Annotated in this window: 24 protein-coding genes; 10 read left to right on the top strand and 14 right to left on the bottom strand. The window is 43.4% G+C overall.

Annotated elements, in window-relative coordinates; genetic code table 11:
- Position 1: 1 nt before the first annotated feature.
- Positions 2-553 (bottom strand): NUDIX hydrolase, encoded by a 552-nt coding sequence (locus tag GJU41_RS16360; RefSeq protein WP_070877627.1) that lies wholly within the window; start codon positions 551-553, stop codon positions 2-4.
- Positions 554-850: 297 nt separating this feature from the next.
- On the opposite strand from GJU41_RS16360, the gene mciZ reads away from it, so the two are divergent.
- Both mciZ and GJU41_RS16370 read left to right on the top strand, forming a co-directional pair.
- A complete protein-coding gene (gene mciZ, locus GJU41_RS16365; protein WP_070877628.1) occupies positions 851-973 on the top strand; it encodes a Z-ring formation inhibitor MciZ in 123 nt (40 codons plus the stop codon).
- A 69-nt stretch (positions 974-1,042) separates the two neighbouring features.
- Positions 1,043-1,948 (top strand): aldo/keto reductase, encoded by a 906-nt coding sequence (locus tag GJU41_RS16370; RefSeq protein WP_070877629.1) that lies wholly within the window; start codon positions 1,043-1,045, stop codon positions 1,946-1,948.
- Positions 1,949-2,211: 263 nt separating this feature from the next.
- Here GJU41_RS16370 and GJU41_RS16375 read toward each other — a convergent pair whose 3' ends face one another.
- Positions 2,212-2,442 carry an SDR family oxidoreductase gene (locus GJU41_RS16375; RefSeq protein ID WP_224771117.1) on the bottom strand — a complete coding sequence of 77 codons (231 nt, stop codon included), beginning with the start codon at positions 2,440-2,442 and terminating at the stop codon, positions 2,212-2,214.
- A gap of 186 nt (positions 2,443-2,628) precedes the next feature.
- Positions 2,629-3,969 (bottom strand): FAD-dependent oxidoreductase, encoded by a 1,341-nt coding sequence (locus GJU41_RS16380; RefSeq protein ID WP_070877630.1) that lies wholly within the window; start codon positions 3,967-3,969, stop codon positions 2,629-2,631.
- A 218-nt stretch (positions 3,970-4,187) separates the two neighbouring features.
- Between GJU41_RS16380 and GJU41_RS16385 the strand changes: the two genes are divergently transcribed.
- The 3 genes from GJU41_RS16385 (at position 4,188) to GJU41_RS16395 (ending at position 8,281) form a co-directional block, all read left to right on the top strand.
- Positions 4,188-5,810 (top strand): PTS transporter subunit EIIC, encoded by a 1,623-nt coding sequence (locus tag GJU41_RS16385; protein WP_070877631.1) that lies wholly within the window; start codon positions 4,188-4,190, stop codon positions 5,808-5,810.
- A gap of 30 nt (positions 5,811-5,840) precedes the next feature.
- Positions 5,841-7,163: a 6-phospho-alpha-glucosidase gene (locus GJU41_RS16390; protein ID WP_070877632.1), complete on the top strand. Its 1,323-nt coding sequence runs from the start codon at positions 5,841-5,843 to the stop codon at positions 7,161-7,163.
- Positions 7,164-7,480: 317 nt separating this feature from the next.
- Positions 7,481-8,281: a MurR/RpiR family transcriptional regulator gene (locus GJU41_RS16395; protein WP_070877633.1), complete on the top strand. Its 801-nt coding sequence runs from the start codon at positions 7,481-7,483 to the stop codon at positions 8,279-8,281.
- 321 nt (positions 8,282-8,602) lie between these two features.
- Here the strand turns inward: GJU41_RS16395 and GJU41_RS16400 are convergent, their stop codons facing one another.
- The 4 genes from GJU41_RS16400 to GJU41_RS16415 all read right to left on the bottom strand — a co-directional run bounded on the left by GJU41_RS16400 (position 8,603) and on the right by GJU41_RS16415 (position 11,507).
- Positions 8,603-8,857: a DUF3886 domain-containing protein gene (locus GJU41_RS16400; RefSeq protein ID WP_154319107.1), complete on the bottom strand. Its 255-nt coding sequence runs from the start codon at positions 8,855-8,857 to the stop codon at positions 8,603-8,605.
- A 66-nt stretch (positions 8,858-8,923) separates the two neighbouring features.
- Complete coding sequence (locus tag GJU41_RS16405) at positions 8,924-9,592, bottom strand: CoA transferase subunit B (RefSeq protein WP_070877635.1); 669 nt, start codon at positions 9,590-9,592, stop codon at positions 8,924-8,926.
- Positions 9,593-9,606: 14 nt separating this feature from the next.
- Positions 9,607-10,302: a CoA transferase subunit A gene (locus tag GJU41_RS16410; RefSeq protein ID WP_070877636.1), complete on the bottom strand. Its 696-nt coding sequence runs from the start codon at positions 10,300-10,302 to the stop codon at positions 9,607-9,609.
- 17 nt (positions 10,303-10,319) lie between these two features.
- Positions 10,320-11,507, bottom strand: a complete 1,188-nt coding sequence (locus tag GJU41_RS16415) for an acetyl-CoA C-acetyltransferase (RefSeq protein ID WP_070877640.1) — start codon at positions 11,505-11,507, stop codon at positions 10,320-10,322.
- 671 nt (positions 11,508-12,178) lie between these two features.
- Here GJU41_RS16415 and GJU41_RS16420 point away from each other — a divergent pair.
- The gene (locus GJU41_RS16420) at positions 12,179-13,084 is read left to right on the top strand and encodes a hydroxymethylglutaryl-CoA lyase (protein ID WP_070876736.1); all 906 of its coding nucleotides are present in this window, start codon (positions 12,179-12,181) and stop codon (positions 13,082-13,084) included.
- 16 nt (positions 13,085-13,100) lie between these two features.
- Here the strand turns inward: GJU41_RS16420 and GJU41_RS16425 are convergent, their stop codons facing one another.
- Positions 13,101-13,394, bottom strand: coding sequence for a DUF5316 domain-containing protein (locus GJU41_RS16425; protein WP_070876735.1), 294 nt, complete (start codon positions 13,392-13,394; stop codon positions 13,101-13,103).
- Positions 13,395-13,507: 113 nt separating this feature from the next.
- On the opposite strand from GJU41_RS16425, the gene GJU41_RS25265 reads away from it, so the two are divergent.
- Positions 13,508-13,636, top strand: coding sequence for a hypothetical protein (locus GJU41_RS25265; protein WP_263596930.1), 129 nt, complete (start codon positions 13,508-13,510; stop codon positions 13,634-13,636).
- Positions 13,637-13,757: 121 nt separating this feature from the next.
- The gene (locus tag GJU41_RS16430) at positions 13,758-14,684 is read left to right on the top strand and encodes an alpha/beta hydrolase (RefSeq protein WP_154319108.1); all 927 of its coding nucleotides are present in this window, start codon (positions 13,758-13,760) and stop codon (positions 14,682-14,684) included.
- Between the two features lie 42 nt (positions 14,685-14,726).
- Here GJU41_RS16430 and GJU41_RS16435 read toward each other — a convergent pair whose 3' ends face one another.
- Both GJU41_RS16435 and GJU41_RS16440 read right to left on the bottom strand, forming a co-directional pair.
- Positions 14,727-14,969 (bottom strand): DUF2552 family protein, encoded by a 243-nt coding sequence (locus tag GJU41_RS16435; protein WP_070876733.1) that lies wholly within the window; start codon positions 14,967-14,969, stop codon positions 14,727-14,729.
- 13 nt (positions 14,970-14,982) lie between these two features.
- Entirely contained in the window at positions 14,983-15,306 is a 324-nt protein-coding gene (locus GJU41_RS16440) for an iron-sulfur cluster biosynthesis family protein (RefSeq protein ID WP_070876732.1), read from the bottom strand.
- Positions 15,307-15,443: 137 nt separating this feature from the next.
- On the opposite strand from GJU41_RS16440, the gene GJU41_RS16445 reads away from it, so the two are divergent.
- Entirely contained in the window at positions 15,444-15,641 is a 198-nt protein-coding gene (locus tag GJU41_RS16445; RefSeq protein WP_070876731.1) for a CDGSH iron-sulfur domain-containing protein, read from the top strand.
- Between the two features lie 69 nt (positions 15,642-15,710).
- On the opposite strand, the gene GJU41_RS16450 is transcribed toward GJU41_RS16445, so the two are convergent.
- A complete protein-coding gene (locus GJU41_RS16450) occupies positions 15,711-16,040 on the bottom strand; it encodes a YolD-like family protein (protein WP_070876730.1) in 330 nt (109 codons plus the stop codon).
- 17 nt (positions 16,041-16,057) lie between these two features.
- Positions 16,058-17,320, bottom strand: a complete 1,263-nt coding sequence (locus GJU41_RS16455; protein WP_154319109.1) for a Y-family DNA polymerase — start codon at positions 17,318-17,320, stop codon at positions 16,058-16,060.
- A 417-nt stretch (positions 17,321-17,737) separates the two neighbouring features.
- Here GJU41_RS16455 and GJU41_RS16460 point away from each other — a divergent pair, with 417 nt between their 5' ends.
- Positions 17,738-18,055, top strand: coding sequence for a YqzH family protein (locus GJU41_RS16460; RefSeq protein ID WP_070876729.1), 318 nt, complete (start codon positions 17,738-17,740; stop codon positions 18,053-18,055).
- A gap of 159 nt (positions 18,056-18,214) precedes the next feature.
- On the opposite strand, the gene GJU41_RS16465 is transcribed toward GJU41_RS16460, so the two are convergent.
- Positions 18,215-19,009: an SDR family NAD(P)-dependent oxidoreductase gene (locus tag GJU41_RS16465; protein WP_154319110.1), complete on the bottom strand. Its 795-nt coding sequence runs from the start codon at positions 19,007-19,009 to the stop codon at positions 18,215-18,217.
- A 10-nt stretch (positions 19,010-19,019) separates the two neighbouring features.
- The gene (locus GJU41_RS16470) at positions 19,020-19,976 is read right to left on the bottom strand and encodes an MBL fold metallo-hydrolase (RefSeq protein WP_154319111.1); all 957 of its coding nucleotides are present in this window, start codon (positions 19,974-19,976) and stop codon (positions 19,020-19,022) included.
- Between the last annotated feature and the right edge of the window lie 359 nt (positions 19,977-20,335).

Consider the following 20,335-nt stretch of genomic DNA (forward strand, 5'->3'; position numbering starts at 1 on the left):
CTTATTTTTGAAGAGCCAGTTTCAGCTGCAAATACTGAACGGCGTATGCTGTTTTCGCATCGAAAATCCGCTGATCGTCAATCATTTGCTGCGCTTCCTCAAGTGTCACCTCCAGAACATCTACAAATTCATCCTCATCAAGCTCTGCCTTTTCGGTTAAAATCTGCAATTCTTCCGTAAAATATAAATGCACAAGTTCATCCGCAAACCCTGGTGAAGTATAAAAAGAGATTAAGTGCTGCAGCGAATCCGTTGTGTACCCTGTTTCTTCTTCTAATTCCCGTTTAGCCGTGACCTCAGGAGATTCCCCTTTTTCAAGCTTGCCGGCAGGGATCTCAACGAGGACACGCTCCATTGCTTTCCGGTATTGCTGAACCATGACAATTTTGTTCTCTTTAGTGATGGCGATAACAGCGACCGCACCCGGGTGCTTAATAATTTCCCTTGTGCTTGTTTTTCCATTCGGAAGCTCTACTTCTTCTAAGTACAAATCAATAATTCGACCGGAAAATAATTTTTCAGATGATTTTGTTGTTTCTTTTAAATGATTCATACTCATTCCTCCGCGTTCTACAAATTCTGCTTTTCACATACATTTTATCATATTTAGAAAAGCGGAACCGACTGTTTAGACCCGACAGACAAATAAGGATAAGGCTGAAAAGGCGCTTTTTGCCTTTACAGACGGAGCCGTTTTGGCCGAGGGGCTAGGAGGCGGAGCTAGACACCACGAAAAGCGGAAGCGCCCGTTTAGCTCAGGCAGGACGGGTTCGAGCTGGCGCGGAACAAAGATAGATGAGAAAAAATTAATACTCCTCACCAATTAACGAAAGAAACGAGGCGAGCGCATATGAAGATCTACCTTCTTGACAAAGGCGTCGTGCTGGTCGGCAAAGCTTGGGAAGTCCGGGAAAAACTGAAGGAATACAGCCGGAAATATGAAACGGTTGAACAGTGGACAAAAGATAAGTAAGCGTCACAATTGCATTTCCACCTCTCTTGTACTAATGTCTAATCAAGACATATAGGCAGGAGTGATACGATGAATAAAAGACAATTGGGCACATCAGATTTAATGGTCAGTGAATTGGGACTTGGCTGCATGTCTCTTGGAACAGATAAAGAACAGGCTGAATCCATCATTGATGCAGCTCTATATGAAGGAATCAATTATTTTGATACAGCGGATTTGTATGATTTCGGATTAAATGAAGAGTTTGTAGGCGATGCCTTAAAAAAACGAAGAAAAGATATCATTCTTGCAACGAAAGCCGGAAACCGCTGGAACGAGAACAAAGACGGCTGGACGTGGGATCCCTCTAAAGCCTATATAAAAGAAGCGGTGAAAAACAGCCTTAAACGATTAAAGACAGATTACATCGATTTGTATCAGCTGCATGGCGGCACAATGGAAGATAACATTGACGAAACGATTGAAGCGTTTGAAGATCTGAAAAAAGAAGGCGTCATCCGCTATTACGGAATATCTTCGATTCGTCCAAATGTCATTAAGCAGTACTTGGAAAAATCATCGATCGTATCCGTCATGATGCAGTACAGTCTGCTCGACAGACGTCCTGAGGAATGGTTTTCTCTTCTTAAGGATCAAAACGTCAGCGTGATTGGAAGAGGTCCTATGGCAAAGGGTCTTCTAACAGACAATTGGGAGTCCAAGCTCTCTGAGAAAGGCTATTTATCCTATAGCGAAGAGGAACTGCATCAGCTGCTTCCATCCATCGATGCTGAAACTGATTTATCGATGACAGAAACCGCCGTTCAGTACTGTCTGAAGCAGGCTGCAGTAGGATCCATCATTCCGGGTGCCAGCAAAATTGAACAGGTTCAGGCTAATTGCCGTGCTGCAAATGCTCGTCCTCTATCTGGCGAGGAATATATAGCGCTGCAGGCACTTACGAAATTTGATAAATATGAGCAGCATCGGTCATAAGGAATAGTTTAGAAGGTCTCCCCGGGTGTGGGGAGCCTTTTTTATCCCTCTCTTACTCGTTTATAGCCCTCATTGACTTCCTATTATTCAAGAAAAAATATATTGATCAATCTCAAACTCTGCTTGTATCTCATTTAAGGTAGATATTACTTCATTGTCTAAGTAATACGCAGGAGACTGTCCATTTTCCATTTTAGTAATAACTGTAAATAAGTAGGTCAAATTCCATAATAAATGTTGGTGCTACCGCTTTGGCATTGATACTATGCTTCGCCCTTTCGACCGCAAGTGCTTTCGTCAACTACAAGGCTTCCTTTACTGGACCTGTAAGCCGCACGTTTATAATAACCGACAAATGCCATTTGAGAGGAAATATTAAAAATTCTGCCACTGCTTTGAGCAATCAAATATTTTGCAGCTGCCTGACTGCTGAAAAATGCGGATTTCAAATTCAAATCGAGAACAGTGTTCCAATCTTCTTCTGTAACTCCCATCGCTGGCTTAGCGATATTTACACAGCATTATTCTTCCCTCTTATTACTTTCCCAGGAATTGCCTTTGCATAGTTGTCGTTGTAGAATTTCGAAGACAAAAAACCCGATTATTTGAAACGCTTGTTAAACGTTTCAAATAATCGGGTTATAGTCGTTAAGATAGTTAAGATAATATCCTCTATTTTTCTAAATTCTTAAAACCATTCCATCTTCTACAAGCTGTTTTTGAAGCTCTTTGACATTAATTTTCGATGGTGTTGTGCCAATTGTATGGGCAAGTGCAGCCGCAGTCCCAGCTGCCTGTCCAGCTGCCATAGCGCTCGGAGTTAACCGAGTGGTCGCAAGTGCTTCATGGGAAGCAGACATACAGCGTCCGGCTACTAGTAAATTCTCGATTTTCTTCGGAACTAGGCAGCCGTAAGGAATATCGAATGAACCATCGCCCTCAACAAATGCGATTTCCATCCCTCTTCCGCTCGGAGCGTGAATATCAATAGGATATCCGCTTTTTGCAATGACGGCGTCAAACTTCCGTCCGGCTACAACATCCTCTTTAGTTAATACATATTCTCCTTCAATTCTGCGGGATTCACGAATTCCAATTTGCGCACCTGTGCTGGAAATTGAGGCATTTTCAAAACCAGGGATCCACTTATTAAGAAAATCGGCCACCATTAGCACCTGTTTGCGGCCTTCGAATTCAGCCTTAGTTAAATCCTCAATCTTCGTTCCATCCAAATCCTGAACTCTCGTCATATTCACGAGTACTTCATCTTCAGCCGGGCCTGCAAAGAACAAAACCTGGTCACGATTTATTGGTAAATTCGCTTCCTTCCATTCCTTATAAAATCCCTGTACTGCAGTTAACGGCAGCTCAGGAATTTCTTCAAATGGGGTTTTTCTAAAAAAGTTTTCGGGATGCTTGATCATTTGTTCTTTCACTTTTTGAAGATCGACGCCTCTCATTCTGAACTTCATCGTTAATGGCTGAGTTTTCTGGTCATCATCACGGCCTTTAAGAGTTGGGGCTCCTGAAAGGTACGCGATGTCAGCATCGCCGGAAGTATCTACAAACACGTCTGCGTAAACCCTTTGACGTCCTGACTTTGATGTAATCTCAATATATTGAATGTGATCATTTTCAACTTCAACATGATCTACAAAGCTATGAACTAATAAATCAGCTCCGGCTTCTTCAAGCATTTCAACAGCTAGCACTTTGTACACCTCGGGATCATATGGGGTTACGGAATAGACAAACCCGCACGTATCACGAAGGTGCCCCGGCGAAGCACCGCGATCCTTTAAGCGCTGGACAATTTCCTCAGCAATCCCTTTAATCACCTGTGTCCCATTTTCAGTGTGGTAAGTCATCCACGGGTAAACACTTGCAATTGTGGACATCCCCCCAAGAAAACCATGTCTTTCTACTAATAATACTTTTTTATGTTTACGGCCTGCAGCAATAGCGGCGTTGATTCCGGCTGGCCCGCCGCCCACTACGACAATATCATACTGTTTTGTCATTTTTGTTCCTCCTAAAAGAAGCTTGTTGGTTCTACTAGTATACTAGCCGAAGAAGGCGGACTTTTTCTATAAAAGAACGAATGTTAAAACATGTTTCAAACAGGGAAGCATCTAAAAAACATGTTTTGAGAATTGCCATTTACGATAAATGCTGTGCTATAGTTACGTTGTTGAAAACGCAATCATGTATATGCAGAGGTTTTATAGGGGGGGTTTATATGAAAAAGAAATTACAAAGTTATTTATCAATGCTTGGTCGATCGTTTCTTTTAGCAGTAGCGGTTATGTCATTCTTCGTCCTGCTGTTAACACTTGGTGCGGTTCTGAAAAACCCGCATTTTATTGAAGCGGCTCCATTCTTAGGGAGCATTTGGATTCAATTTGTTGCTAATGCGCTTAGTGAGTCTGGCCTCGTTGTAATCCGGTTTATGCCGATCGTATTTGCAGTATCTATCGCAATAGGCATGTCGGAAAAGGGATCTAAGGATCTTGCAGCTTTTTCAGCTGTTATCGGCTACTTATTTATGATCACTTTCTCCGGCTTGACGATGTCCACTTTCGGCATGGCAGTGCCTCCCGATGTTTTAGTTGGCGAAAACAATATGGTAAGCATCACCCAAACGCTCGATATGAGAAAAGCGATGCAGACGATGATTCTTGGTGTCCAAACGATTGATACTGGGGTACTTGGAGGTGTGATCGTTGGTACCGTCGCAGCATGGGCAACCAAACGATACAAGTCAAAATCACTGCCGATGATTTTCAGCTTTTATCAAGGTAAGCATTTCCCTCCAATTGCTACTGGCTTCGTCTTTATGCTTGTGGGTATCGCAATTCCGTTTATCTGGCCAATTATCGGCGGCGGAATATACAGCGCTGCCCAAATTGTCACAGGAGCAGGGGTAGTTGGTTCATTCCTATTCGGTTTTATCGAAAGAATATTGATTCCAACTGGTCTTCACCACGTTTGGTACTCTTTGGCTCACTTTACTCCTGTTGGAGGAGTAAAAGAAATCTGCGGGGAAGTTTACACAGGGACAAAGGCTATTACAACAGGGGCGCTTGGCTGTGGCCAGTTCAGCGGAGATCTTTCAGAGATTACCCGCGTATGGCTTGGCCAGGGTGCTACGCCCATTAAAGTATTTGGTGTACCTGGGGCTTTAATTGGTATTTACCTAGCTGCAAAAAATAAGAACAGAGCAAAGGTTATCGCGATTTCAGCGGCAAGTGCTTCTTTCTTTGCTGGAGTAACTGAACCATTCGAATTCTTATTCATGTTTTTGGCCCCTGGATTATTCTTAATACATGCAGCATTAACTGGATTATCATTTGCCGTATTAGATGTTGTCGATGCGTCTTACTTAGGCGGAAACAACATTATCGAACTTGTCTTTAACGGTTTCTTTCAGGGACATAAATCAACATGGATTCCTGTCACACTAGTCGGTATCGCGATGTTCTTCATCTATATGTTTACGTTTAAGTGGTATATAGAGAAATTCAATATTATGACGCCTGGACGCGAACCGGAAGAGGAAACTGAAGATGTTTTAAAGGCAGAAGTAGAAGCTTCAAAACTTATTAGATCCAAAACTGACAAGAACGAAGTTGCCAAAAGTCTAATTGAGCACCTGGGCGGCAAAAAAAATATTAAAGATTACTCAAACTGTATTTCCCGTCTGCGAATATTCGTTCATGATCCATCGCTAATTAATAAAGATGCGCTCAAAAAGGTACCGGATTCTCTTGGTATGGCACAGCCATCTGACGAAGAAGTTCATATAGTCTTCGGCATGAAAGTATCTGAATACCGTGAAGCAGTTGACCGTTTGCTAGACTAATAAATTACTAAAAAATTGAGGTGCATATAAATGAAAACATATAAAATTGCCGTGGCCGGTGGAGGTTCCACGTATTCACCAGGAATTGCAAAAGCATTAATGCTCAAGAAGGATGAATTCCCGGTTAGCGAAATTCGTCTATACGATATCAATGAAGAACGCCAGAGGAAAGTTGCGCTGATTACAGAAAAAGTAGTGGCTGAATTTGATCCGAACGTAAAAATAACATCTTCAACAAATCCAAAAACTGCATTTGAAGACGTAGACTTTATCTTTGCACAACTTCGTGTGGGTGGAAACGCTATGCGTGAAAAGGATGAAAAGATTCCGTTTAGCCATGGTATTGTTGGCCAGGAAACATGCGGCCCAGGCGGGATGGCATACGGAATGAGGACAATTGCGCCAATGATTGAACTATGCGATTTTGCTTCAAAGTACGCTCCTCAAGCGTGGATCATAAACTATTCAAACCCGGCAGCAATTGTGGCGGAAGCAATTCGTAAAGAGCGCCCCAATGCCCGCATCCTGAACATTTGTGATATGCCTATAGGAATGATGCTTCGCATGGCAGAAATCCTCGGTGCAGATAAAGATGAAATTGAAGTTGATTACTTTGGTTTAAATCACTTCGGCTGGTTTACCGACGTGTATGTCAAAGGTGAAAGCCGCATGAATGAATTGCGCGAGTATATGAGCGAGAATGGCCTTGTGACTCCAGAACAGTCAAAGGACTTGCAGCACTCCGATGTTGACTGGATCAAAGCGCATAAGAACGTGGCGAATATGCTCAAGCTTTTCCCTGAGTATATACCAAGCTCTTACTTACAATATTATTTGATTCCGCAAACCGTTGTGGAACAGACAAATCCGGAGTATACAAGAGCAAACCGGGTTATGGATAACCGTGAGAAGAACTTGTTTGATTCCATTGATCACTTGGAGGAAACAGGCGAATTCAAGGAAGGCTTCAAGGTTGGGGTCCATGGTACATTTATCGTTGACGTCGCGATGTCAATTGCCTTTGACCGACGCGAGCGTTTCCTGCTTATTGTGGAAAACAATGGGGCTATTCCTAACCTCCCTTCCGATGCAATGGTAGAAATTCCTGCTTACGTAACAAGCAGAGGACCTGAACCTATACGTTTGGAACCAATTGGGCTGTTCTACAAAGGTTTGATTGAGCAGCAATTAGCATCTGAAAAGCTTCTTGTTGAAGCTGCACTGGAAGGTTCATACCAAAAAGCACTGCAGGCATTTGCCCTAAATAAAACCTTCCCTTCAGCTGAAGTGGCCAAAACCGTTTTGGATGACCTGATTGAAGAGAATAAAGAATTCTGGCCAGTTTTAAATTAATATAATGAAAAGAGGGGGCTTTCCGAAAAGTCAGTTATCACTGACTTTCAGGTTAGCCCTTTCTTTTGGGACCTTGCCCAATCAAAAGTGACAGCACTACGGCGACTAATGTCACTTTTTATGCTTTGCACCGTTATAAGTGGCAGCACTGCTGGAAATGACGCCTCTAATTATTTTCATAGAAAAGCAGGCAGGAAAAACAGAAGTTTTTCCTGTCTGCTTCATTTTAGGGACTTATTGGACACAGCCTCTTTTTCATAATTGGATTCTGCAGGTTTCTATTTTATAATGACGTTAAGACTAAAGGAGTGCGAACCATGAAACGTTTATTGCTTAATAAAGTCCTAGCTACCATTGGGGACACCATCAATGATACGGAATATACGATTCTTCTCGATTTAATTGAACATATTGATCAGCTGCAAACCTACAGCATCCGCGAAGCGGCTAAAAATAATTTTGTATCTACATCAAGTATTTCAAGGCTTTGTATAAAGCTTGGGTTAAGCGGTTACAGTGAATTGAAATTTCATTTGAAAAACCAATACGATTACCTTCAAGAGAATCAGGATGACACCCATTCTTCAATGAAGAAAACGGCTTCAGTGCTTCTGGATACTTTTCAGCAGAATTATAAGAAAACAATTGACCCGCTTAATGAGACAGACCTGAAACAGTTTATTAAACTGTTAACTGGTTCTTCACATATAGGTGTGTGCGGCTCAGGGATCTCAGAGATTGTCGCAAACTATTTTACCCAACGATTCCAAATCATTGGAAAGAATACATGGCTGGTTAATGTAAGTGCTCCTGGCGGAATATACATGAACCAATTGGCCAAAAGCCAGCTTATGGTTGTGTTTTCAAGGTCTGGTGAATCATCCTATATATTATCAAAAGCTCAGATCGCAAAACGTCAGGGAATTAAAATTGCGGCTATTACAAGCAGTCAAAACAGTACTCTAGCCGAAATGGCTGACTTAATTTTGCCAATATACGGTTCTCGTGAACCTCTTGATGTGTCCTATAATATCACCTCTTACAACTCGATTGTAGTTCTATTCATTGACCTTCTACTACAGTTGTATATGGAGGCTGCTGGTGATAGCAGGAAGTAAAAAATACTTACTGAATTGATATCTATCAGCAGGATTCATCAGTGCCAATTGGAGCGAAATTTTGGCTTGCAAAATAAGATAGAGTAATATTCATTAGTACTTTCATTGAATTCTATCATAACTATTTTTTACATTGGACTACAAAAAAACAGAACCACGCACCACTTCCCCTTTTAAAAACATTCTATCTTAAAGAACACCTTTTTAAGTATGAGCTGGTTTAACTATGACAAATTCGCTTCTGTTAATTCAATATACATCCCAAAGTTTGTATCCATGCGAAAAAATGCCTCCGCAACTGCGGAGGCATTTATCATCCTGTTATTTATAATCAGACCACTTCATATTGCTGTCATTGAGCAGCTCTTCAAAGCTTTTGTTCTTCTCTTTTTCTTTTTTCTCTTTGAGTTTTTGAAGGCGTTCTTGCTCTGCCTTCTGCTCCTGTTCTTCCATCAAGCCTTTTTTCATGTTTGATAGCTTTTGGAACAAGTCAGACTCAAGATGATCTTTTAAGTTTAGGCTGTCGTCTGTTTTTTTAGGCTGAGGTCTTTGCTGTTTTTTTTGTTTTTTAGCCATGATGATCACTCCCGTATCCTCTCATTATATACAAGAAAGGTGGTTTATAGAAAGCGATTTGACCTTTTAATAAGCATCAAGCTTTACATCGTCTCCGATGATCAGCTCGGGCTCTGTTGATTTTTTGATATCTTCGATTGTGTAGCCTTTTGCGACTTCGACAAGCTTCAGGCCAAGCTCTGTTACATCAATGACAGCTTGATCTGTAATGATGCGGTGGACAACTTGTTTCCCCGTAAGCGGCAATGTGCACTCATTGAGAATTTTTGACTCGCCGGATTTGTTCACATGCTCCATGATGACAATGATTCTTTGCGCGCCGTGTACTAGATCCATGGCACCGCCCATTCCTTTAATCATCTTGCCTGGAATCATCCAGTTTGCGAGATCTCCTTTTTCGGATACTTCCATGCCACCGAGAATTGCCACATTTACGTGTCCTCCGCGGATCATGGCAAATGATTCTGCACTGTCAAAATAAGCAGACCCTGGAATAGCCGTAACCGTTTCTTTTCCCGCATTGATTAAGTCAGGGTCCACATCCGCTTCTTTAGGATAAGGCCCAATTCCAAGAAGTCCATTTTCAGATTGAAGGACAACCTGTTTGTTTTCGCTGATATAATTGGCAACAAGTGTCGGCATGCCGATTCCCAAGTTCACATAGAAACCGTTTTCAATTTCCTGTTCCGCTCTTCTTGCAATTTTTTCACGCACTCCTACTTTATCCTGTATCATCCCTTTGCCTCCTGTCATCCTGTCTTTTGTACTGTTAATCGTTCAATGCGTTTTTGCTGCTCACCAAGTATCAATGATTGTACATAAATGCCGGGAGTGTGAATCTCACTTGGAGCAATCTCACCAACCTCAACAAGTTCTTCAATTTCAGCAATTGTTACTTTTCCCGCTGCTGCGATCATCGGATTGAAGTTTTGAGCCGTTTTATTGTAAAGTAAATTGCCCATTTTATCAGCCTTCCACGCACGGACAAGGCTGAAGTCTGCCGTAAGCGCTTCTTCAAGCAAATATTCTTTTCCGCCGAAGCTTCTCGTCTCTTTGCCTTCTGCGATTGGCGTTCCTACACCTGCAGGCGTATAGAAAGCCGGAATTCCTGCACCGCCTGCCCGAATTTTTTCAGCGAGTGTTCCCTGCGGGACAAGTTCAACTTCAATCTCCCCTGAGAGCACTTGACGTTCAAATTCTTTATTTTCGCCAACATATGAGCTGATCATTTTTTTGATTTGCTTATTTTTAAGAAGCAGGCCAAGACCCCAGTCATCTACTCCGCAATTGTTCGAGATGATCGTTAAATCCTTTACGCCTGTTTCTACTAATGCAAGAATCAGATTCTCAGGAATTCCGCATAAGCCAAATCCGCCAACCATTAATGTTGATCCGTCTTTTATATCCTTTACTGCTTCTGTAAAAGATGTATGCACCGTTTTCATTTTTTTCACCCCAGGAATTATAGATTTTCAATGATTGTTGCTACGCCTTGTCCGCCGCCGATGCAAAGTGTCGCCAAACCGCGTTTTGCATCTCTGCGCTTCATTTCGTGAATGAGTGTAACAAGGATTCTTGTGCCGCTCGCTCCGATTGGATGTCCAAGAGCAATCGCGCCGCCGTTTACGTTCAGCTTTTCTTTATCAAAATGAAGTTCGCGGTCAACGGCAATGGATTGTGCTGCGAATGCTTCATTTGCTTCAACAAGGTCAATATCCTTCATGCTGAGCCCGCTTTTCTTGAAGGCTTTTTGCACAGCTGCAACCGGTCCAATCCCCATAATGCTCGGATCTACGCCAGCGTTGCCGTTCGCCGTAATTTTAACTAGCGGCTGAATGCCAAGCTCTTCCGCTTTTTTTCGGCTCATCACAACTACGGCAGCTGCACCGTCGTTTATTCCGGATGCATTGCCTGCTGTGACAGATCCGTCTTTTTTGAAAGCTGCCCTTAATCCGCCAAGCTTCTCAGCTGTTGAACCCGCACGCGGAAACTCGTCTGTATCAAATGTGACGGCATCTCCTTTACGCTTGGGAATAACGACAGGCGTAATTTCATCTTTAAACGTTCCAGCCTGAATAGCGTCTGTTGCCTTTTTCTGGCTCCAGGCAGCAAACTCATCCTGCTCTTCTCTTGAAATTTCATATTTATCGCATAAATTTTCAGCTGTTACGCCCATATGATAATTGTTGAAAGCACACGTTAATCCGTCGGAAACCATTGTGTCGATCAGCTTTTGATCGCCCATTTTGAATCCGTCCCGTGCATTTTTTAATATGTACGGTGCCTGGCTCATATTTTCCATACCGCCGGCAACGATAATGTCAGCATCTCCGGACAAAATAGCCTGTGCAGCAAGATGAACTGTTTTCAGCCCTGAACCGCACACTTTATTGATTGTCATAGAAGGAATGTTTTCCGGCAATCCTGCTTTAATAGCTGCCTGACGCGCTGGATTTTGCCCAAGTCCAGCTTGAAGGACATTCCCCATGATGACCTCATCGACCTGCTCCCCTTTTAATCCCGCTTTTTCGAGAGCGTCTTTAATGACGATAGCTCCAAGCTCAGGAGCAGATACGCCCTTCAGCGATCCGCCAAAACTTCCAATTGCCGTACGGACTGCACTTACGATGACCACTTCATTGTTGCTCATTTTCTCATTCATCCCCTTTTTCATTGGTTCATAGATTGGTTTCGCTAAATAAAGATAAATTCCTTCAAAATTTTCAAGATTCAAATTTCATTTGCATCTAATCCTAGTTAACTACTAATATAGAAATATGTAAACCCTTTCATAGAAAAGCGGAACCGACTGCTCAGCTCCGACAGACAGATAAGTCTCATCCAGTGAAGGCGCTTTTTGCCTTTGCTGGATGAGACGTTCTGGCCGAGGAGTTAGGAGGTGGAGCTAGACACCACGAAAACCGGAATCGCCCGTTTAGCTCCGACAGACAGATAAGTCTCATCCAGTGAAGGCGCTTTTTGCCTTTGCTGGATGATCCGTTCTGGCCGAGGAGTTGGGAGCTGGAGCTAGACACCACGAAAAGCGGAACCGACCGTTTAGCTCCGACAGACAGATAAGTCTCATCCAGTGAAGGCGCTTTTTGCCTTTGCTGGATGAGACGTTCTGGCCGAGGAGTTGGGAGGTGGAGCTAGACACCACGAAAACCGGAATCGCCCGTTTAGCCCCGACAGGCAGATAAAGATCCAACAGAAAAGGCGCTTTTTGCCTTTACTCGTTATGCGTTCGAGCTGGAAATACAAAAAAGCGAAACCGTCCATTTATTCTCACATCACCCATTGCAGAAAGGCTGGTGCTTCAAGTTGAATCTTCCTGAACATGTGACATTAATTGAAGTAGGCCCCCGTGACGGGCTTCAAAATGAAAAAAATGAAATTCCGACTGATGTTAAGATTCAGTTTATCAAGGAGTTAAAAAAAGCTGGTTTTAAGGAAATGGAGCTGACATCATTTGTTTCTCCAAAGTGGGTGCCGCAATTGAAGGATGCTCTAGACATCATTCAATACTGCACAGATGAACACCGGAATCTTGTGCTGACTCCAAACGAAAAAGGCGTAATGCGGGCAAAAGAGGCAAAGTGCCGGGATGTAGCCTTTTTCGTAGGTGTAAGCGAGTCCTTTAACTTAAAGAATATTAATTCAACAACGAAAGAGAGCATGGATAAGCTTTTGCCGCTGATCCGCGAGTTAAAAGAAGACGGATTTTTTGTTCGCGCCTGTATTTCAACTGCTTTCTACTGTCCGTATGAGGGGAAAATTCACCCTGATGCTGTGCTGGACATTTGTCAGCAGTTTGCGGATGCCGGAGTGGATGATTTGAGTGTGGCTGACACGATTGGAATGGCTAATCCTCTTGAGGTTTATGAGCTTTTCTCCCGCTTGAAAGCGCAATTTCCCGACATGCTGCTGACAGCCCATTTTCACGATACACGCGGGATGGCACTGGCGAATATTTATGCTGCTCTGCAGGCGGGAGTCGACAGGTTTGATACTTCTGCCGGCGGGCTTGGAGGCTGTCCGTTTGCACCAGGCGCTACTGGAAATGCTGCGACTGAAGATGTTCTTCATATGCTGAAGGCTTTGAACATTGAGACTGGGATTGATATGAATCAGCTTTTAAAAGCAGTTGAAGTGATTGAGCCCCATCTTGCAGGAGCGATTCAAAGCAAACAGCATCAGCTGAACAAACAGGAAAAGGCGGTTAATTAAGACATGCAGAAAAAGCTTAAATAAAGAGAATGAATGCAGAAATAATGGCGGCAGCACAGCTTGGCAAGCCTAGTAAAAACAGCTGGATAGCCCAGTTTGTCCTCGCTTCCCTGTGCTCCTTTGTTTCTGAAAGAAAATTAGCCCTTATGCGGTCTCCGCCGAGAAAGGCATTTGTCAGCAGGCCTGAGATCCCGAAGCAAATCAGAACAACTCCTGACATCATGATGAAAAACAATTGAATATCATTTGCAGCAAAGCTGATGATACCTGCTATACATGCAGTCAGAATTCCAGTTCCCAATGCTTTCATGTTTTTCACGCTCCTTTCCCTTTATACGTAATGGACAAGCAGGATGTTTCGTTACATTGTATAATTTCTATTCTTTTTCCAAACGTTAGGATTATAGAAAGGAGCGATATCTCATGTCACATGAAAAAACATCAAAAAGTCAAAAAGGAAAACCGAATGCTGATACAGTAAAGCAAACGATGGCGTTTGAAGAAATGGAAAAGGCCGTACATCCGACAAAGCGGCAAAATTCTGAGCAGTGATCATGCGGCAAGCCGTCCCCCGGCTTGCTGTTTTTTTGCCCCAATTGCTGTAATCCTTATTTCCTGTCCCCCTTTTCTCATGCTAAAATAATTTCATTAACCTTTGAGAGGAAGAATGCAGATGAAAAAATGGCTGATCGGAGCAGGCATTGTTCTCTCCTATATTTTTATCGTGGGATTCTTTTTTACCAATCAGATGATGTATATGAAAAAGAAGACGGATAAAGAAATTATCGACCGTGAAACGAAGGATGGACATTACGACGAGAAGGAATATGATTCTTATAACAAAATTGAAGTTTCCATCCCTTCGAAATTCGGCTATGACATTAAAGGCTTGCTCATCGCCCCTCATAAAACCTATTCATATGTGATTATTTGCCACGGAGTCACAATGAACCGGTATAATTCCATCAAGTATATGAAGCTTTTTCTAAACCGGGGGATCAACGTGCTGATCTATGATCACCGCAGACACGGAGAATCAGGCGGCAAAACAACAAGCTTTGGACATTATGAAAAATTTGACCTGCAGTCTGTTGTGCACTGGCTGAAGGACCGGGTTGGCGATGAACTGCATCTCGGCATTCACGGAGAATCAATGGGAGCTGTTACAACACTGCTTTACGGGGGACTGGTTGAAGACGGTGCTGATTACTATATTGCCGATTGCCCTTTTTCTGATTTACAGGAGCAGCTGCTGTATCGCTTAAAATCCGATTTTAAACTTCCTGGCTACCTGGTTATGCCGATCGCAAGACGCTTTCTAAAACTCCGCGACGGCTATTCGCTTCAGGATGTTTCCCCTATTGCCGTGATTGACCGGATTCAGCATCCTGTTTTATTTATTCACAGCAAGGACGATGATTACATTCCGGCTGCGATGACACAGCAATTGTTTGATAAAAAGCCTGGCTTCAAAAAGATTTACTTTGCTGAAAAAGGTGCGCATGCTATGTCATATACTGAAAACCGGGAAGAATATGAGCGCATAATCGATGAATTTTTTGAAGAATTGAAGAAACACAGGCACACTGCCAAGATATAAGGGAAACGCCCGAATTCAGTCCCTGAATCCGGGCGTTTCCTATTAACCAAGAACATCTGTTATTTCTTTCATGTTTTCGCCCATATAGGCGATGGCTTCGTCAATTGTGGCAAACTCTTTTGCCTCAAAGGTCATTTCATCCTGCAGAAGCCAGACATCTTTCTTATCCTCGTATACTCCTCCGATGGACCAGTGAAGCAGCGTATAAGGATGATTGCTGTTTAAAAAGGAAACCCAAGTTTTATTCAACGCAATATTTTTAAGTGATGTTAAGCGGTCCTTCATCTTTTTCTCCACCTCACTTTACTGTTAAGCTCATGCGGGGATTCAAGATTTGTGAAGGACATGTCAGCATGTATGTGTTTGCTGTTTCATTAAAATCGATGGTCATTTTTTCATCTAAGAAAACCATTTTCGATTTTTCAACAAGTACCGGAAATGCGTTTGTGTCAATTTCCAGATCATCACTGTCTTTTTCATCTATGAGCCAGAGTGCCGTAACACCGCTGACAACGCAGCCGCAGCCGTCTGTATCATATTTTAATTTGATGTGCTTATCTGAATTCTCCTGAACGTTTCCTGAAATTTTTTTGATTGCACGATCTGTCCATTTTATTTCCATCATCTATGTCTCCTCATTTCAGCTTGCATACGGCCATTTTATCATAAGTTTCCAAAATACGCATAAGGGCCTGCTTTGTCACGTTGAAATGCCTGATTGAATACATCTGTGTATAGAAAAAAGGAGGGTCATGAAAGATGGATAAAGCTCAAATCAAAGTGAATGATAATGGATCGCTTCGTGTGACCGGTGATGTGGAATTAGTGGACGCTGAGGGAAACGTGTTTCAAACCAAACAAAGCTTTTCGCTTTGCCGCTGCGGGTTATCAAAGAAGATGCCGTTTTGTGATGGATCACATAAGGGCACGTTTCAGTCGGTTGTGCGCGCTGAATAGCGAAGTGTGAAAAACTTTACAGCTAAAAATTTCTGTTAAACCGAAAAATGGACTGTCCTAAAAGACAGTCTATTTTTCACGAATATCTGTTATTTTGTTCAATGGCAGATCAAAGCGGACTTCTTCTGCATTTACGATCCGAATGCATCCGCGGATCGGATCTACATAGTGCACATACCCTTCCTGCACATGAAAACCGTGATTTTCATAGTACGTAAAAGCAAGCTCGCGGTTTTCTTCCATGGCAAGACTGATCAATTCATTGAAATGCTCCAGCTGCTGCTCATCCACCGAAGGCTTTTCTGCATATCCCTGTTCAATTTCAAGCTCCCGCAAAATTTTCACATGCTCAGGCAGCATCATGGATGTCCATTTGATATTGCCCCGATCCCGAATCATGTCGATCCCTCCTTTTGTTAAGCTTTGTGTCCGCCGACAAGCTTGGCGCGATGCCTCGCGGTGCCGGCGTTTGTATAGGAAACGGCGCGCAGCAGGGCATTAGAGCCGTATTTCCCCCGAATGGAGTCCATCACATAACCGAGGATCTGTTCTTTTTCACGATTAGGCTGAAACAAATCCAGCTGCATTTCAGCATCATCTTCAATATTGGACAGAGCAATGGAGATTTTCCGGACAGTTTTATTTGCATAAAATTGATCAAATAACGCGATGCATGTTTCGTAAAGCTCCATTGTGATATTGGTCGGCTGGCGCATCGTCCGGGAGCGGTGAAAACCGCCCCCAAGCTCATCGTGACTGTAGCCGATGCCAAGGCTCACCGTTCTGCCCGCTTTCCGGTGACTGCGTGCTCTTCTTGCGACCTCCTCGCACATCTCAAGGATGACATGCTTCACTTCTTTCGGGTCGGGATAGTCCCGCATGAGGATCTGGCTTTTGCCAAAGCTGATCTGCCCCTGCAGAATCGGCGCTCCAATTTCAGACAGATCAATGCCCCAGGCATGATAATAGAGCTGATTTCCCATAATGCCGAATTTCTTCTCCAGCACCTCAAGCGGATGACGCGCAAGCTGTCCCACATTAAAGATTCCCATCCGGTTCAGTGTTTTTTCCACCTGGCTGCCTATGCCCCACATTTCCCGGAGCGGCGCGACCTTCCAGAGCTTTTCCTTCACATCAGCATACGTCCATTCGGCAATCCCCTTTTTCTTCGCCTCCAGATCAAGGCAGATTTTAGAGAGCAGCATATTAGGACCGATGCCAATCGCGCACGGGAGAGAAAATTCGCGTTCCATGTCATCTCTGATTTTTGCTGCAATGGTCCAGGCGTCTCCCCATATCCCCTCGACTCCATCGACTTGAATAAAGCTCTCGTCCACGCTGTAGGTATGGATGGCATCCTTTGGAACATACCGGTGGAATAGACGTGTAAGCTCTGTTGAAATGCGGACAAAGGATGCCATCTTTGCATTTACAATATGAATGCAGGGATCTTTTGGAATTTCGAACAAACGAGATCCGGTCTTAATGCCAAAGTCCTTTTTCAGACAAGGTGAAGCTGCGAGCACTATGCTTCCCTGCCGCTCTGTATCACCGACAACAGCTAAATGGCATGTCAGCGGATCAAGTCCTTTCAGAACCGCTGCACAGCTTGCATAAAAGCTTTTCATGTCAATGCACAGAATTTTTCGTTTTGGAAATTGACTGTAATCCTCAATCATAGTTCTTACTCCTCATTACAGAATATATGTTCGTGTTTATTATATGACTAATAGTAAGCGAATATACGTTCGATTTCAATGGTAGTTTTTACTACGAAAAGCGGAACCGACTGGTCAGCTCCGACAGACAGATAAGGATCCGTCAGTGAAGGCGCTTTTTGCCTTTGCTGCGGATCCGTTCTGGCCGAGGAGTTAGGAGGTGGAGCTGGACACCGAGAAAAGCGGAATCGCCCGTTTAGCGCAGGCAGACAGATAAGGATCAGGCAGTGAAGGCGCTTTTTGCCTTTGCTGGCTGATCCGCTCTGACCGAGGAGTTGGGCGATGGAGCTAGACAATACGAAAAGCGGAACCGACTGTTCAGACCGAGGAGTCAATACCGAATTGATGGGGTTTCCAATTTAATTGGAGGATTTTGTTTTGGCCGAGGGGCTAGGAGGTGGAGCTGGACACCGCGAAATGCGGAACCGACCGTTTAACGCAGATAATTCCCCGCTTGGCATCAGGCGTGCAGCCGCTTATAATCAGTGTAAGAAGAGGTGGAACATGGACGAAAAGTGGATTTATAAAATGATTCAGCAATCCTTTCAGCAGTATGAGCTGGAGGGATCGCTCAGTGAAAAAGAAGCACATGGCCTTGTTGTAAAAGCACTAGAAAAAAAGCAGCAGGAAGACACAGAATGGTTTGAAGTTATTGAGGATGTTGTATATGGATATGTGACGAACCAGGAGCTTTAATCACGAAAAGCGGAATCGTCCGTTTAGCTCAGGCATGACAGATAAGGATCAGCCAGTGAAGGCGCTTTTTGCCTTTGTCCTCTTTTTCGGGCAACAGCAGAAACCCCCAGCCAGCCTCCAAAAATGCACAAAACCGGCCTATCAACGGCCGGTTTTGTTTTATTTCCTTGATAACGCCTTCCCTGCCACTTTCTCAAACAAACGGGGCATTAGCTGATAAAAGCTGCTGCCGGCATTCATCCAGCCGGGCAGGTTAATTTCACGCCTGTTTGAAAACATAGAGTCAACGATTTTCTCTGACACCTTATCAGGACCCAGCATAAAGCGTTCCACATTCTTCACGTAATTGCCGCTTTGGTCAGCGATGTCGAAGAAGTCTGTTTTGATTGGACCTGGATTTACCGAGGTGACATGAATGTTCGTCTCTAAAAGCTCCATCCGCAGGCTGTTTGTAAAACCGAGCACAGCATGCTTGGTAGCAGAATACAAGCTTGATTTAGGCGTGGCAAGCTTTCCTGCCTGGGAAGCGATATTGATGATGTGGCCAGCGTTCCGCTCCTTCATAGCAGGCAGCACCATTTTTGTGCATGCAATCAAACCGAAGACGTTCACTTCAAACATGGATTTCATTTCATCAAGAGTCGCATCTTCAACCGTGTTAAAAATACCGAATCCGGCATTGTTTACGAGAACATCAATTTGCGGGATATCACTCAAAATCTGTTCAAATGTTTTCTGAACAGCATTCAAATCACTGATATCAAGCTGATAGTATGGACAAGAAATATTATAGTTTTTTGTAATATGCAGAGCGGCTGCAGCAAGGCGGTCTGCTCTTCTTGCAAGTAAAATAGGATGTCCGCCGCTTTTAGCTACGAGCACAGCCATTTTTTGACCGATTCCGCCTGACGCTCCTGTTATGACTACGTATCGATTTTTCAGTTTTTCATTCATTTCGCACACCTCAGCAAGAATAAATTTTCTGTGCTCCCTCCATATGCCCTTTAATTTCTCCCAATGCCTCTAAGTAATCCAGCTGTCCGACCGTTTCAGACATGGTGAGCATCATTTGTCTTTTATAAAGATGCGGAAAGAGCCTCTGACAGGCTTCAAATGCTGTCATCGGTTTTTCTTTTATGTAGCCGCGCACTTCAAATGCACGCTCCTCCTGTTTTTTCAAACGGTAGCGGATCAAATCATGCGGCTTTAGAACCGTTTCCCCGTGTCCTGAAAGAACGTTTGAAATCGGAATTTTCAGCAGGGAATTAAATGATTCGTTAAATTGGATCTGAGGTCTTGGCCGCTCTCCCCCATCCATTGGAGGCTCAAGCAGCGGATTTGCCGATATGTGCTGAAGAAGATGATCCCCGCCAGCCATCAGTCCGTCCTCTGCACGATAAAGGGCAATATGGGTTTGAGCATGCCCCGGGGTTTCAATGACATGCCAGCCATCCATGCCTGGAACAGCGTCCCCTTCCCTGAGAGATAATGTTAAGTTTCGTTTGCAGGCATACTTCATCGATGAATCAAACTTGGCCAAATTCGTAAGCAGGCGCTCATCAATGCCAAATTCCGTGAACAGTTTCATAAAGAATTCTTTTTGAGACGTCATAAAGGATTCATCCTGAATGATCCATGGAGCATTATATGGATGCCCAATCACGTCCACCGACTGAGGCAGGTAATCAAGCAGCCCGACATGATCTGGATGATGATGCGTCAGGATTACCTGCTCAATGTCTTCAACTCTGTATCCTGCCCGCTCCATTTGAGTGTTCAGGGCAGCGAGAGCTTCAGGTGTCTTAGGTCCGGCATCAATCAGTGTGAGCCTATCTCCTTTAACAAGATAAACATTCACATCTCCAACTGGAAAAGGAGTCGGCAAGGTTAATTTGATGATCATATCTGATTTCGTTTTCATACCATCTTCCTCATTTGTTATTTTTATATAAGTCTAATATATTCAATGCACCAATAATGAATGCTTATTCATTGATTATAAAGCTTATTTTACACGTTCCCTGCAAATGTGTCATTATTTTCAAATAATTCATCACCGAAAAAGGAAAAAAATCCGCTTGACAAACACTTGTCCAACCTCGCATAATGATGAAAATCACTTTAACGCACAAATGCACGAAATGAATATAGATGAAGCAATGAACAGGAATAGTAAATCAAGCAATGATAAACAGAGAGTGAAATCCGCCGGCTGAAAGGTTTCACCATCCTCTTGCTGATTGAACCTGCCCTGTGAGCTCTCAGGCAAACTTGACGTGA

The organism is Metabacillus idriensis, assembly GCF_009674765.1.
Classification (GTDB): domain Bacteria; phylum Bacillota; class Bacilli; order Bacillales; family Bacillaceae; genus Bacillus_P; species Bacillus_P idriensis.

What these genes read in the sequence shown, in the direction of transcription:
- GJU41_RS16360 (WP_070877627.1), bottom strand. Translation starts at nt 553, where the DNA reads ATGAATCATTTAAAAGAAACAACAAAATCATCTGAAAAATTATTTTCC.
- mciZ (WP_070877628.1), top strand. Translation starts at nt 851, where the DNA reads ATGAAGATCTACCTTCTTGACAAAGGCGTCGTGCTGGTCGGCAAAGCT.
- GJU41_RS16370 (WP_070877629.1), top strand. Translation starts at nt 1,043, where the DNA reads ATGAATAAAAGACAATTGGGCACATCAGATTTAATGGTCAGTGAATTG.
- GJU41_RS16375 (WP_224771117.1), bottom strand. Translation starts at nt 2,442, where the DNA reads ATGGGAGTTACAGAAGAAGATTGGAACACTGTTCTCGATTTGAATTTG.
- GJU41_RS16380 (WP_070877630.1), bottom strand. Translation starts at nt 3,969, where the DNA reads ATGACAAAACAGTATGATATTGTCGTAGTGGGCGGCGGGCCAGCCGGA.
- GJU41_RS16385 (WP_070877631.1), top strand. Translation starts at nt 4,188, where the DNA reads ATGAAAAAGAAATTACAAAGTTATTTATCAATGCTTGGTCGATCGTTT.
- GJU41_RS16390 (WP_070877632.1), top strand. Translation starts at nt 5,841, where the DNA reads ATGAAAACATATAAAATTGCCGTGGCCGGTGGAGGTTCCACGTATTCA.
- GJU41_RS16395 (WP_070877633.1), top strand. Translation starts at nt 7,481, where the DNA reads ATGAAACGTTTATTGCTTAATAAAGTCCTAGCTACCATTGGGGACACC.
- GJU41_RS16400 (WP_154319107.1), bottom strand. Translation starts at nt 8,857, where the DNA reads ATGGCTAAAAAACAAAAAAAACAGCAAAGACCTCAGCCTAAAAAAACA.
- GJU41_RS16405 (WP_070877635.1), bottom strand. Translation starts at nt 9,592, where the DNA reads ATGATACAGGATAAAGTAGGAGTGCGTGAAAAAATTGCAAGAAGAGCG.
- GJU41_RS16410 (WP_070877636.1), bottom strand. Translation starts at nt 10,302, where the DNA reads ATGAAAACGGTGCATACATCTTTTACAGAAGCAGTAAAGGATATAAAA.
- GJU41_RS16415 (WP_070877640.1), bottom strand. Translation starts at nt 11,507, where the DNA reads ATGAGCAACAATGAAGTGGTCATCGTAAGTGCAGTCCGTACGGCAATT.
- GJU41_RS16425 (WP_070876735.1), bottom strand. Translation starts at nt 13,394, where the DNA reads ATGAAAGCATTGGGAACTGGAATTCTGACTGCATGTATAGCAGGTATC.
- GJU41_RS25265 (WP_263596930.1), top strand. Translation starts at nt 13,508, where the DNA reads ATGTCACATGAAAAAACATCAAAAAGTCAAAAAGGAAAACCGAATGCT.
- GJU41_RS16430 (WP_154319108.1), top strand. Translation starts at nt 13,758, where the DNA reads ATGAAAAAATGGCTGATCGGAGCAGGCATTGTTCTCTCCTATATTTTT.
- GJU41_RS16435 (WP_070876733.1), bottom strand. Translation starts at nt 14,969, where the DNA reads ATGAAGGACCGCTTAACATCACTTAAAAATATTGCGTTGAATAAAACT.
- GJU41_RS16440 (WP_070876732.1), bottom strand. Translation starts at nt 15,306, where the DNA reads ATGGAAATAAAATGGACAGATCGTGCAATCAAAAAAATTTCAGGAAAC.
- GJU41_RS16445 (WP_070876731.1), top strand. Translation starts at nt 15,444, where the DNA reads ATGGATAAAGCTCAAATCAAAGTGAATGATAATGGATCGCTTCGTGTG.
- GJU41_RS16450 (WP_070876730.1), bottom strand. Translation starts at nt 16,040, where the DNA reads ATGATTCGGGATCGGGGCAATATCAAATGGACATCCATGATGCTGCCT.
- GJU41_RS16455 (WP_154319109.1), bottom strand. Translation starts at nt 17,320, where the DNA reads ATGATTGAGGATTACAGTCAATTTCCAAAACGAAAAATTCTGTGCATT.
- GJU41_RS16465 (WP_154319110.1), bottom strand. Translation starts at nt 19,009, where the DNA reads ATGAATGAAAAACTGAAAAATCGATACGTAGTCATAACAGGAGCGTCA.
- GJU41_RS16470 (WP_154319111.1), bottom strand. Translation starts at nt 19,976, where the DNA reads ATGAAAACGAAATCAGATATGATCATCAAATTAACCTTGCCGACTCCT.